A 14,817-nucleotide genomic window follows, 5' to 3' on the forward strand; every position below is an offset into this window, starting at 1 on the left:
ACGACGTGCAGCTCCCCGACGGCTCGATCTACGTCTTCCGCAGCCCCGGCTTCGACCGCAAGAAGTACAGCGTGCGGTACATGCCCGACCCGGACTCGATGGCGGGCACGCACACCGTCTCGATCGGCAGCGTCGACACCCCGGACAAGATCCTGCCGATGATGCGCCGCCACGCGGCCAAGCGCCTCAAGGCAGAGGGCCGGCAGATGCCCGAGCCCGACTGGGATCCGCTGCTGCGCCCCCGCGACGGCAAGCTCGGCCCGTCGCATCTGCTGGGCGGCCGCATCCCCCGCGATGCGACCGTGATGACCCCCGACGGCTGGACGGGCAAGGCCGTCGACCGCGCCAACTCCAACCGGTCGGTGATCGTTGAGCGCGACGGCACCCGCACCGAATACCACCCCGACGACCTGCGCATCACCGACGGGGCCTTGCGCCAGGCCGCGGAGGAGCAGCGCCGCGACTGGGCCGAGCACAAGGACCTGATCCGCGCGGCCGGTGACCTCAAGCGTGCCAAGCAGAAGAACGACGGCGTCCTGCCCGAGGACGACCAGGCGCTGCTTGACGCCATGGAGGCCCGCGGCGACGAGCTGTGGAAGCGGGAGCTGCGCCGCCGCGAGGAGGCGCGCGCCGCACGGAAGCCGATCGGCGGCCGGTTCACCTTCGGCCAGGCCGTCACCGACCCCGACGGGCACGGCTGGCACGTCCTGGCCGACACCGACAACGGCAGGGTCGCCGTCAGCAACGGCAGCTCCAAGGCGTCGTTCCGGCCGGACGAGCTGACCCCCGAGCCGAAGCCCGGTGAGCAGGTCGCCCCGTCGCCGGAGCAGGTCGCGCAGGACATGGCGTCCACGGCCACCCCGGAGACCGAGGCCGAGCGGCTGGGCCTGTCCCGTGCCTGGAACGCGTCGGACTTCCAGCCCGGCGACCAGGTGCGGTACCAGAACGTCATCGGCGGCCGCGGCGGCCACTCCGAGGGCACGTTCGCCCGCGTCGAAGACGACGGCAAATGGACGCTGACCGAGCCCGGCACCGGCCGCGAGTACCAGATCGACCCGGCGGCGGTCGTCGCCCGCGTCCGCGACGGCGCAGAACTGCGCGACCCCGAGGGCGAAGAGACCCGCCCCGAGCCCGCGCAGGCCCCGGCCGCGCCCGCGAAGGCGCCGTCGGCGATGTCCAACGAGGAGATCGCCGCCGAGCTGATGGCGATGGACGAGCGCCGCTTCACCGAGGGCGAGCTGTCCGGCGCGGACAAGACCCGCATGGCCGTCCTCGAGGCCGAGCGGGACCGTCGTGCGGGCCGCAAGCCCGCCGCCCCGGTTAAGCCCAAGCCCGCCCCGGAGACGGCCGACAGTGGCCTGTTCGGCGCCCCCGCCAGGCCGAAGGACCAGCGGCCGGAGCAGATCGCCCAGAAGCCCGTGGATGCCTTCGGCACGCCCGACATGTTCGCCGACGCCGAGGGCCAGGACCAGATGGAGGCCGCGCCCGAGTACCGGCGGGCGGCGGACATCAAGCCCGGCGACCGGTTCGTGGACGCCGACGGCAACGTGATCCAGGCCGGAGACGGGCCGGACGCTGTGGTGCGTACGGGCCGCGGCAAGGTCATGGTGACCGACACCAACGGCCGCCAGCACTTCTACGACCCCAAGGCGAACGTGCGGGAGGCCGTGGAGTCCGACGGGGAGCCCGCCGGCCGCCCCGCCCCGCAGTCGGCCGCCCCCCAGGCGCCGCAGCCCACTCGCCGACTCGACATCAGTGACCGGCCCGTCGGCGAGATGAGCAACGACGAGCTCGCCGACGAGATCGCCGACCTGGACGACCGGCTCAGGGAGCTTGAGGACGCCACGGACCCGCTCGACCTGGCGTACCGGCTGCGCCTTGAGCGCCGACAGTGGGACGCCCAGTGGGAGGAGCGGCGCCGCTGGGTTCGCCCGGTGGAGTACGACGACAACGGGAAGGTGAAGCAGCCGGACCGCGGTGACGTGGTCCGTGACCGGCTGTCCGGGTACGGCCTGGCTGAGGCCGAGACTGAGGGCCTGGTCCAGCGGGTGGAGGATCTGCCGGAGGCTAAGCCCGGCGCGTACTCGGATGACGAGTGGGCAGGCATCGAGGCCGCGGCCGCGGCGAACGAGGCGTACCCGCCCACCGACGAGCAGCGCATCATCATTGAGGGCGCCGCGCGGCGGGCCCTGAACATGGTCGTCATGGCGCTGGCCGGTACCGGCAAGTCGTCCACGCTCAAGATGCTGTCGCACCGCATGCCGCGCAAGCGGATCCTGTACCTGGCCTTCAACCGGTCGGTCGCATCGGAAGCGCGGGAGGCGCAGGCCCGCGGCGAGTACGCGCCGAACCTGATCGCGTCTACCGCGAACTCCTACGCCTCCCGGGCGGTGGACAAGCGACTGCTCGCCCGGAACCCGGCCAAGAAGCCCAAGGCCGGCGAGGAGCTGGACCCGAACAAGTTCTACGAACTGTCGGACCAGGAGATCGCCGACCGCATGGGCTGGGCGGACACAGTCCGTGCGGGCAATGAGCAGATCACGCCCGCCCGGGCCGCGATGTTCGCCTCGCGGATGCTCCGCAAGTGGGCGCAGTCCGCGGACGACGAACTCGGCCCGCAGCACCTCAAGGGCGCATCGACCGACCCGGCACAGACGCGGCGGATCTTCAACGCGGTCAAGCCGCTCGCCGACCGCATGTGGGCGAACATCTCCGACCCGGAGCGCGGCAACGCGCAGACGGACCTGCCCGTCGACCAGGACCACGTGGTGAAGCTGTGGGCGCAGGGCGGCTTCAAGCTCGACGCCGACGTGCTGTTCTGGGACGAGGCGCAGGACGTCAACCCGGTCATGGAAGGCGTCGTGCGCGCCGCCATCGACGCCGGAGTGCAGGTCGTGGCGGTCGGTGACTCCAACCAGGCCATCTACGGCTTCCGGGGTGCGGCGGACGCGCTCGGCCGGATCCCCGCGGACGCCAAGGCGACCCTCACCCAGTCGTTCCGCTTCGGCCCGGCTGTCGCCGGGATCGGCAACAGGTTCCTGCGACTGCTGGGCACGCGGATGCGGCTGCGCGGCTGGGACCGGAAGAAGTCCGAGGTCGGGGAGGTGAGCGAGGCCGACGCCACCATGATCATCGCGCAGACGAACAAGGGCATCGCCCTGTCCGCGCTCAACGCGGTCCGCGCGGGCCGCACGGTCTCGGTCTCGGGCGGTCTGGGCTTCCTGTCCGACTACTACAACGCCCTCAAGGCCCTTCGTGGCGGCCGCAAGACCGGCCACCCGGAGCTGCGGCGCTTCAACGGCATGGAGTGGGACGACTTCAAGGCGGCTCTGGAGGGCCGCCCGGAGTACCAGCGCCTTGAGTCGATGGTCAACCTGTACGAGAAGCACGGCGCCGAGCTGCAGGAGCTGCTGGACGCGGTGCACGAACCGCCGCACCTCACGGAGGCCGGCGGCTACCTGTACCTGGACTACAACTGGAGCGACCCCGAAGCCACCAAGGCCCTGCTGAAGTGGGCCAAGAGCAAGGACAACGGGTTCGGCCGGTTCGTGGACGTCGAGGGCACCCGCCGCCTGGTCTACAAGCCGGGCCGCCACCCTGCATCGTTCGTCAAGAACGGCAGGACTATCAACTACACCATCAACAACGCCACCCCGCTGGACGAGGTGCGCGAGCAGCTCAACGCCTACATTGACCGGGAGTTCCCGGCGCCCGAGACCAGCGAGGGCTATGGCGTGGTCGTGCCCGAGACCATGGACCATGACGTGCTGGTCACCACCGGCCACAAGTCCAAGGGCCTCGAATCGGCCCGCGTGAAGATCGCCGACGACTTCCGGGGCCCGAAGTACGACGAGCACGGCAACATCAAGTGGGAGACCATCCCCGACGATGAGGCGCTGCGCCTGGCATACGTGGCGGTCACCCGCGCCACGGAGGTGCTCGACCCCGGCTCGCTGGGCTGGGTGTTCGACGCGACCCGGGAGGACGACCCGGTCGAGCGGCCCGACGGCCAGTACCGGCGCGAGTGGCAGATGCCCGACTTCTCCGTCGGCGACACCATCAACTTCCGCAGTGAAGACGGTGAGTGGGAGACGGGCACCGTCGATCGGATCGACGCCTTCTCGCTGCTGGCCCGGTACGAGGACGAGGACGGCCGCCAGCGTCGGGAGGACATCTCCCCGGCGCAGGTGCTCCAGCGCAACGGGGAGCAGCCCCCGGCGCTGCCGGTGGCGTCGGACGAGGAGCTGGACGCCGCGGTCGCGGCGGGCCGCTACACGCCCGAGGGCGAGCAGCCGCCGGCCGCCCCCGGCACGGTCGAGCTCACCCCGGAGACGGTGAAGTCCGACCTGGACTCCATCAAGGACACCGCGGAGGAGCCGGAGCAGCCTGGCACGCCGGAGGCACCGGAGGAGGCGCCGGAGGCCGGGGCGGCCACCGCTGGCGACGCCGACGGATACGAGGTTCCCGACTTTGCTACGGACCTCGGTGACGGCGTCTGGGTCACGAACCCCGACAGCGACACGCACGCCAAGGGCGCCCCGCTCAACGTCAGCGTGGACGGCAAGGTGGAAGGCCTCATCAGCCGGCGGCGCGTGACGGGCCGCTACGTGTGGTGGCTCCCTGGCGGCAATGGCACCAGCGACACCCAGTTCGACACGATCGAGGAAGCGGCCCGTGACTTCGCGGAGCGCATCCGCAACGGCACACAGGAGGGCATTAGCGGCCGCAACCGCATCGTCCAGGTGCCTCAGCCCCGCGCCGACAGGCACCGCGACCTGCTGGACATGCTGAACCTCAAGAACTACTCGCCTGAGCTGCACGACCAGGTCGAGGCGGCCATCCAGTCCTGGGAGAACGGCGACTCCGACCGGGCGGCGCGTCTGCGCGCGGCGGGCGCAGCCCTGCGGAAGTACCGGAACGAGCAGCCCGGCGGAGGCGCCCAGGAGTCGATTTCTGGGTGGCTGAGCAACGACCTGCTCAGGGAAGCGGAACGGGCCGAGCGGAACCCGGACGCCCCGGCCGACGGCGGCCCGCGGGACGTGGCGGAAGAGGTGGCCCTCAGCCACCTGCGGTCCAGTTATGAGCGCGACGTCGACCGCGAGCACTACCGGCGGCTGTACGGCGGGGTGGCCCGGAAGGGCGCGCCGTGGGCGCAGTGGGACGAGAACACTCGCCACGCCCTGGCCGGCGCCGACGACAAGCAGCGGCAGCTCGTGCAGGAGCACGCTGACCAGCTCAAGGCCGCGCTCACCGCGCAGGCCGAGGAGCGGCGCACGGCCATGCGCGCCAAGCTCGTCGCGGAGGGCACCTCCGAGAAGAAGCTGATGGCCGCCTGGCGTCAGAACGAAGAAGACCGGGCAGCCGACGACGCTGCGGCGCAGGCCCTTATCGACCAGCAGGCCGACAAGATCCGCACCGAGGCTGAGGCCAACGGCATGGACGGCGCGCAGGCCGAGAAGACGCTCCGGCAGATCGCCGAAGAGGACGCGGGCGGACCGCGTCCCGCCGCCCTGCATTCCCTGGACGCCGCGCACTCCGACGCTGACGCCTACATGCGGGCCCTTTCCGACCACCGGTATGTCGGCGGCAACCACGGGATGAACGAGGTGCGGGAGCAGCTCGGGGCGGCGCCGATGCCCGCGCCGTCGCCTGGCCACCCCGAGGGCCTGGAGCTGCCCGCCAACTACCACCGGGTCGCCTACGAGGACCTGCAGCCCGGCGACATGATCCGGGTCATCGACCCCCGCGGCGAACTCGCCGGCACCTCCGTGGTCGTCAACCGGTCCTTCCGCGAGGACGGCTCGCTGTTCATCTGGGACTTGGCGATCGGTGGCGAGAACGGCCGCTTCACCTCCCGTCCGCACGAGGGTGACGTGATCTACCGGGTGGACGACCCGCAGCGCGCCCGTAAGGCCCGCAAGATCTTCGACCAGTACCAGGAGGATGAAGCGCGCCGCGCGGAATGGCGGAAGGAGTGGCAGGCCGGCAAGGCGTCGAAGGAGCCGGAGACCGTCGAGGAGGCCCCGGCCGGGCCGCAGCCGATCCAGGGCCAGGCGTCGGAGCACGTCGACGCGGGCGACCTTGAGCCCGGCCAGCTCGTGCGCGTCACCGGCATCCCGGTGATCGGCAGCGGCCGCAAGGTGACCCGTGAGGGCTACGTCCTGGCCGAGCCGGAGAAGCGCACCGCGTCCCGGACCAACACGCACGGCCAGGGCAAGATCAAGGTCCCGGTCTATCGCCTGGCCATCGGCGACAGCCCGGACGCGGACCCGACCGACCGCCGACACCAGATCTCGGTGGACCGCGGCACCACGGTGGAGCGGGTCGCGCCCGAGGGCGCGCCCGAGGCTCCGGACGCGCCGGAGACAACCCCGGACACCACCAACGGCGAGCCCGTGACGGAGGTGTTCCGCACCTTCCCCAAGACGGGCTGGCGGCGGCTGGACAAGCCGCTGGACGAGCTGCCCGTGGGCGCACGTGTCCTCATCGAGTGGCCCAAGGGCACCTACGGAGACGAGGGCGGCCGGTACATGGCCGTGCGAGTCGGCGAGTCCAGGGCCGGGTTCTACAACCAGCTCGACAACGAAGACGGTCGCGGCTTCACCCGCAGGTACGTGGTCGCGGTTCCCGAGGACTCCCCCCTCGGGAGGGACAACGCTGACGTCCCGGACGCGCCCGAGACTCCGGCCGGCGGCCCGAGCATGGCCGACAACCACCCGGTGCGGTTCACCAACATCGGGGCGCTGCGAGACCACATCCGCTCCGGCGACCTGGGCGACTGGTACTCCGCGAGCGACAGTGTCAGCGGAGGGTTCGGCACCCCCCGGCCGACGGCCGAGGACCGGGCGGCGATCGCGGACAGCAAGCTGACCGGCCTGTCCAAGGGCAAGCGGCTGATGGTCTACCCGAACCGTGCGGCTCTCGGCGGCGGCGGCGACGCCTACATGCGCCACTACTTCGTGGCCGTGCCCGGCTCGATGGAGCCCCTGGTCGGCGCGGCCACCCGCAAGGACGCCCTTGCGATGGCGAACGCCCTGGAAGGGGTCCGCGACAGGGACGGCCACCTCTTCCCGTGGGACTCCCCGGACGCGTTCGCCCTGGCGCGGCAGTTCTTCGGCCCGAGCGGCGAGACGCTGAGCGTGGCCATGGGCCGCACCCTGGCCGAGCACGACAACAAGTACGGCCAGTGGAACGGCAGCCTCCGAGAGGGCGCTGAGGACGCGAACTGGGAGGCGGCGGCCGCCGACTGGCACGCCGACCAGGTGGCGGACGGCTTCACTGTCGCCACCCGCCAGTGGGACCTGCAGCCCGGCGACGAGGTCGTGTTCCCCCTGACGCACGACTTCCTGTCCGGCGACCGGGGCACCGTGCCGAACCTCAGCGAGAACCCGAACCCGATGGGCACGGTCCACGCCACGATCACCGGGCACGGGCGCCTCCTGTCCCAAGGTGTCCGCGCGTTCGGCACGGAGAACTTCGCCCAGTACCCCGCCGACGGCACCCTGACCATGCCTGACGGGCGCACCCAGCACGTCAGGACGGCCAACATCAAGCTCGGCGTGGTGCGCCGCAAGCCGCGCCCGTCCGAGCTCGGCAACGGCGACGACGACCGCACGCCCGAGACCGGCGCCCACGAGGACCAGGGCGACGTCGACACCACCCCGGAGGCCGGCAGCAACAAGCCGAACCCGGACGAGAACGGCACGGACGAGCCGCAGCCGCGCCCCGACGACAACGAGCAGGACGACAGCACCGACGACGGCGACGACACGGACGCGCAGGAAGGCGCGGACTGGCAGGACGAAGCCGACGACGCGGTCGACGAGGACGACGAGGAAGAGGAGACCGACGAGAACGGCCGGAAGAAGAAGCGCCGCAAGCGGCGGCACCGCCCCGACCGTGACGGCGACGGCGGCGACGGCCTGCCCGGCGGCGGAGGCCTGCCGCTCGCCCCGCTGCCGAAGGTCCCCCAGACCCCGGCCGGCGGCTCCGACCGCGCCCCCGCGGGCGGCCGCACCAAGGCCGTCGCTGAGCTGCGCGACCGGTACCGCACCAACCCGTACCCGCGCGACGCCGACCACGAGGCGTTCCGCCGCGAGCTCGCCGAGAACCCCACGCTGGGCGTCTCCGCCGACGGCGGCGTGGCGTACTGGTCTCCGGACGGCGGCCGCACCTGGCAGTTCGGGCACGCCCGGACCGCGCTGACCTTCGGCACCCACGACGACTCGCAGATCAGCGGCACCGCCAAGGACGCGCAGCGGATGGCCGACACCTATGAGGCGATGCCCGACGCCAAGGGCCGGCCGTTCCCGTGGAACGAACCGCTCGACCCGGGCGAGGCCGCCGAGTGGCGCGACGGGCAGGGCCGCAACCTTGCTCAGGCCATGCGGGCGGCCCGTGACGCCGACCGGCTTGCCGGGCAGTCGCAGACCCCCGGCGCGGCCAAGGCCGAACAGGCCGCCGCCGACGCGGAGAAGCCCTCCAGCAACGCCGCGCAGGCTGTCGCGGACGGCGCGATGCCGACGTGGAGCGGCGGCCCCGGCCAGGTCCCCGACGACCTGACGGCGCTCGATGACGGGCAGCTCGAAGGCCTGCTGCAGGTGCTTGTGCAGCACGCCACGGACAACGGCTGGGACGACATCGCGGACCTGGAGCGGGTCGGCGATGAGCAGGACCGGCGCCGCGCCCTGCCGCTGGAGGACCAGCTGCGGGAAGCCGAGGCGCGCCGCATCGCCGCGGGCAAGCCGCGCGAAGATGCGCAGGACATCGCCAACGCCACGGGCGTGATGTCCACCCGTGAGGCCCGCCGGGACCGTCTTGCCCGGCTGACGGCTGAGCGGGAGGCCATCGCGGCGGACTACCGGAACAACTACCAGCAGCCGATCCTGGACGAGCTGGCGACCGTGCAGGGCCTGGAGGGCAACGTCGCCAAGCGCGCGTCCATCGACCGGGCGATGAAGGCCCGCGAGAAGCAGCCCACCGAGGACGCTCTCGCGGCCGCCGAGGGCCGCCCCGCCAAGACGATCCCGGGGCAGCGCCTGGACGACCCCACCTACCTGCTGTTCGAGGCCAACCAGGCCACCTACGAGAAGAACGCGTCGGACGAGCTCAAGGACTGGGTCCGCGAGAAGTGGGGCGACGAGAACGCCCGCCCCATGTCCGGCACCGCCTTCTACAACGAGCAGATCAGGCAGCGCCGGGCGGAGCAGGAGGCGTACGACGAGGAGCGGGAGGCCGCGGCCGCCGACCTGGCGCAGCGCCAGGGCGAGGCCGGGCGCCGCTTCCCGAGCCTGGACGACCTGCGCAACCACCTGTGGGAGCTGACGTGGTCCGAGAGCCCCACCCGGGAGCAGGACCCGTCCGGCTTCAAGACCCACGAGTGGGCGCGCCGCGTGAAGGCCGCTCAGGGCGCCGCCGACGCCCCGTCGCTGGAACTGTCCAGGGGCGGCCGCCTGGCCGTGCACGAGGGCGCTGACGGCCGCTGGCACGTCATGGCGCCCGGGTCGGCGCAGGACGTCGGCGACGCGGACGGCCTGGACTCCCGCGAGCAGGCCCACGCGCTGGCTGACGCGCTGGAAGACCTGCAGGACTGGCAGGGCCGGCCGGTTGGCTGGGACTCCGACCTGCCGCCGCTGGGCGACTCCGGGTTCCGCGACGCCGACGGCCGCCGCATCGGTGCCGCCGTCGAGCGTGCCCGGTTCGACGCGCCCGGCCTGCCGCCCGTGCCGGAGCCGCTGGGCGAGGCGTGGGTGCGGCGTACCCGCGCGGCCCGCGACCAGTGGGCAGAGCACGGCTACACGTGGCCGGTGTGGGACTCCGCCGAACTGCGGCCCGGCGATGAGGTGCTGGCCCTGGCGGCGGTGCCGTTCCGTGAAGACGGCGGCCGCACCCCGTCCCCGTTCGCGCACCCCAACGAGCGCGACGCGTCGATCACCTCCGTGGGCAAGAACCCGCGCGTGGAGTACGCCACGGTGCGGGCCCGCATCGGCGAGGACGGGCAGCTCCACGACGCGAAGTGGGTCCGCGAGGACGGCCCGGAAGGCGCCGTCACCGAGCCCGTGCCCGTCGCGTGGGTGACCCGCGAGCACACCGTCATCGGCCGGCGGCCGCGCCGCGGTGAACTGGCCACCCCGCAGCAGCACGCGGCGGCCGACGCCGAGCGTGCCGCCACCAGCGGCGACGAGACGCCCGTGAACGCGCCGGAGCCGATCGGTGGGCAGCCCGCACACTGGGTCCGCGCGGACGAGCTCCAGCAGGGCGACGTGGCCCGCCTGGAAGGCACTACCAAGGGCGGCACCCCGCGCGTCGCGTCCGGCTACGTGCAGGGCGTTCCGCAGGAGGTGACGGTCTCCCGTCGCGGGCAGCGTCAGCAGGCCCTCAAGATCCTGGTGGCGGAGACCCCCGACGCCGCGTCCGGTGACCGCACTCCGGTGTACGTCCCGGTCGACGCGCAGGCGGCCCGCGCGGAGCAGCTCCCGCAGTCGACGCCCGGCGCGGCCCCGACCGGGGCGCAGCTCGACGCGCTGCAGGGCAACCTGCCCGGTCAGGTGCCCACCGACCGGGACGGCAACGGGATCTTCCCCGGCAGCGTCGTCCGCGACCACGGCGGCCGCGAAGGCATCGTCACCGAGGCCAACAGCAGCACCGTGGCGGTGCACTGGGAGGGCGAGCGCGGCAGCAAGCCGACGACGCCCACCGAGCTGAGCGTGACCGACGGCGGAGCGTCCCGGCCCGAGGGCTGGACCGCCGACGGTCGCCGCATCGAGCCGGGCCAGGTCGCCATCAGTGAAGGCGGCCGCCCGCTGGGCGTGGTCGACCGGGTCGACGGCGACCAGGTGACCGTGACCAGCCCCGACGGCACCGACCAGGTCGACGCCTCCACCCTGCGCGTGTCGGGCACCGGGACCGAGCAGGGCCCGGCGGTCACTTCGCTGGAGCCCACCGCCCTGCGGGATCTGCAGCCGGGCCACACGGTGATGCTGGACGACGCCGGACACCCCACCCCCGTCCACGTCACCGACGTGACGCACAACGGGGACCGGACCCGCGTGGAGTACGCGGACATCGCCACCGGGGAGGTGGGCGTTCTCGAGGACGTCAGCTCTACCAAGGTGCAGCGCGCCCTGGACGGCTCCGGCCGGCCCGCCGACATCGCCCCGTACGAGGCCACGTCGCAGGTGGACGACACCCGCGTCATCGAGGCGCCCGCCCCGATCGACCCCGTGACCGGGCCGACGACCGACCCGGACCTGACCCCGGCCGAGCGTGACGCCGTGGACGACCTGGACCTGATGGACCTGGACGACCCCGACGCCGTGCAGGCCTCCGTCCGCCTGAACGCGGACCTGCCCGTGACCGAGGACCAGGCGCAGGCCTTGGCCGAGTCGCTGCGGCAGCACGCCGACAACGGGCCGCGCGGCCGCGTCGCGCGCCGTGCCGCCGACAAGCTCGACGGCGGACAGCCCGACGGCGAGCAGCGGCCGACCCCGGGCACCGCGGGGGACGTTGCCCCCGGCGACCACGTCGCCATCCCCGACGCGGACGGCACCGCCGAACCGGTCGCGGTCAACGACGTGACCGAGGGCCCCGGCGGCACCCGCACCCTGGACGTCACCGACGCCGACGGGAACGCCTCGCAGCACACCATGGCGGCCGGCGCCGCGGTGTGGCACCTGCCCGACCCGGCGAACAGCTACCGCGTCATCCTGCCGTCGACCGGCGACGACCAGGGCGCCGAGCCCGAGGCCGACCCGTTGGCAGGCACCGCCCCGGAGCGGGTCCGGTACCTGCGGCCCGGCTCGGTGATCGTCGCCCCCATGGGCGGCGAGATGCGCAGGCTCCTGGTCCTGGAAAACGAGTCCACCGACGACACCAACACCTCGTTCCGGCTCCTCGTGGCCGACGAGAACGGGCGGTTCGCGCGGCAGACGGTGCCCCGCAACGCCGAGTTCCACGTCCTGCAGCAGGTCACCCCCGATCGGGGCCCGGCCACTGCGCAGGACGGCTACCGGACTGTCAGCTCCAGCGACCTGGCCGTCGGCGACCGCATGGTTGTCGGTGACCCCGAGCGCGATGGCGGCTGGTTCACCCGCAAGATCGTGTCGCTCACCCCGGGCACCGGCGAGGAGGTGACGGTCGAGCTCGAAGGGATCGGCGGAGGCCCCACCTCCAAGGAACTCCTCGGCAAGCCGAGCTTTGCCGAGATCGTGCGCGTCATCGACGGTGACGGCAACGGGCCGCAGGAGTATTTCGCCCGCCGCCGCAGCCTGCTCACCCCCGCCGCCGGCGAGGGAAAGGGCACGGTGACGCTGGACCCGGCCGACGTGGACGCCGAACTGCAGGATTTGGACGCCGACGCCCCCAGCGCTCCCGCACCCGCCGCCCCGAGCGCCCCGGCCCCGGCTGCGGCTCGCACGCCGACCCCGGCCCCGGCGCCGCGCACCCCGGCCGCCCCGGCCCCGGCCGCGAGCACCCCCGCCCGGGCCCCGATGCGCATGGAGGCCTCCCAGCTCAAGCGGGGCGACGTCATCGACGCCCCGATGAAGCTCAGCAACGGCACCCACTCGCACCGCCGGGTGCGGATCATCGCCCCGCCGCAGGTCGCAGGGTTCTGGCGCCGCTTTACCGTCCAGGACATGCAGACCGGCGAGGTGATGGAGCTGTCCCGGCACGCCGGATGGGTCGCCACCGTCCACGACCGGGACGACCGCAAGCCGCGCACCATCGCCGACCTGACGACCGAGCGCGCCCGGTCCGTGATGGACGCCGTGATCGACTCCGCGATCTCCGGAGCCACCCCGGGCAGCATCCACGCCCTGCGGCAGTCCATCGCCGAGCAGATGACCCCGGACGCCACCCGCGCCGCCGAGCAGCGCATCGCCGCGGCGTTCCTCGCGGGGCTGGAGTACGACGGCATCAGCGGCCCGGAACGGCAGTACGCGGAGAAGGTCGCCGCCGACGCCGCGAAGAAGGCCCGCGAGCAGGCCGTCGCGGCCGCCCTGCGGATCGTCAACGACATCGAGCCCCTTCCCGACGAGACCGAGGAGGACACCGCCCGCCGGGCCGTGGACCTGCTGCGCGGCGTCTCCAGCGCGATCGACGCCGACCGCATCGTCAACGCGGCGACGTCCCGGCACACCATCACCGCCATCAACAGCCCCCGCAGTGGGGGCGCCGGCTCCGGCCGGGGCGGCTACGGCGGCTCCAGCCGGGGCGGCCGCGGCGGCCGCAACGCGCCGCTGATTCAGCTCAACTTCGGCTTCGGCAGCCGCCGGGCGCAGGCCGAGACCGACCGGGCCGTCAGCGACCACGTCACGCAGGCCGTCACGCCCGCGCTGAACCGCATTGCCGACGCCGCCACGAACGGCACCCTCACCACCGCCGAGGCCGACCGGATCGCCGCCGAGGCCGCTGCCGCCCTGCAGAACGGCGAGCAGGCCGTGGCCGGGCGGATCGCCGCGGCGGTCACCGACGCCACCGGGGAGGAGCCCCGCCCGGGCCTGTGGGCGCGGATCTGGGCGTTCATCAAGCGCATCGCCCGCAAGGTCGCCGAGTGGGTGCGGTCCGTGGCCCGCAAGGCCGCCGAGAAGTGGCGCGACCGGGACCGCGAGCGGCTGTCCCGCATCGGCAAGGGTCTCGCCCGGCGCATCAAGTCGTGGCCGGAGGCCGTGGGGCTGCGCTCCCTGGTCGCCGACGCCGTGGAAGGCGCGGAGGACGGCGCGGACAGCGCCGAACGCCTCGCCCGCCACGCCGGAGAGATGCCCGAGCCGGGCCGCTTCGGGCAGATCGCCCGCCGCGTGACCGGCTGGCGCCGTACGAGCACGGCGGCCCTCGAGTCCGGCCGTCTGCCGGAAGTCTCCGACGGCACGCGGTGGACGGCCGACCGTGCCGCCGACGGCGGACCGGGCGAGAACGCCATGCGGCAGCTCGACACGCTGCTGGGCGCGGGTGATGCCCTGGACGCCGACGTGCTGACCCGCATGCGGCAGGCCGCGCCCGAGCTGGGAGCGGACCCGCACGCCACCGTGGCGGCCGCCCGCGACACCGAGCGGCGCGCCGTGGAACGGGTCGCGCAGGTCACCGCGCAGGCCCGATCCGGGAACCGTGGCGCCGAGCTCGACCTTGCCGGGGCCGAGACCGAGGCCCGGCACGCCGCAGCGGACGCCCGCCGCATGGAAGAGGCCTACAACCGGGCGCTGCGGGAGTCGGCACTGGCCGCCCTCAGCGACGTCCGGCCCATGGGCCCGGGCGCCGACACGATGGTCGTAGGCGGCCCCGACGGCGACAGCAAGGAGGCCGTGAACCGGTCCCTGCAGTTCCTGCCCACGGACTGGCTGAGCGCGGCCGAGGAGCTGACCGTCCACCCCGACGGCCTCACCCGCGGCTACTACAACTTGGACCTGGGCGAAGCCGCCCTTGGCAGTGAGGGCGCCTCGGTGGCGTCCGCGCCGACGCTGGACGCGCAGGCCCTCCACCAGCTCGGCCACCACATGCAGCACTCCATCCCGGACCTGGCGGCCGCCTCGGAGGCGTACCACTGGCTGCGGACGTCGACCGGTCGCATCGGGAACCGGAAGCGCAACACGCAGGTGCGGCTCAGGGACCGGTTCCCCAGCCGTGGGCACCGTGCCGACGCGACGGCCCGTGACGGCTACTGGGCGGACCTGCTGGCCGGCATGGACGCCCGCGACGGCAAGTCGTGGCAGCTCCTGCCCGTGGGCCTTGAGTCACTGTTCTCCGACTCGTGGTATCTGGACGACGACCTGCGGAAGTTCCTGTTCGGCGCGCTCGCCGTACTGGGCCGCAGGCCGTGAGCCG

1 protein-coding gene (only partly in view) is annotated in these 14,817 nt (G+C 73.2%); it reads left to right on the forward strand.

The features are described 5' to 3' along the window. Positions 1 to 14,813, forward strand: the 3' portion of a protein-coding gene (locus ACZ7MY_RS35955; protein WP_499608601.1) for a helicase-like domain-containing protein. The gene continues 12,529 nt to the left of window position 1, outside the view; 14,813 of the gene's 27,342 nt are visible here — the last part of the coding sequence; its start codon lies beyond the left edge, outside the window; its stop codon occupies positions 14,811 to 14,813. Positions 14,814 to 14,817 lie beyond the last annotated feature (4 nt).

Source organism: Streptomyces sp. NPDC111520, assembly GCF_055635295.1.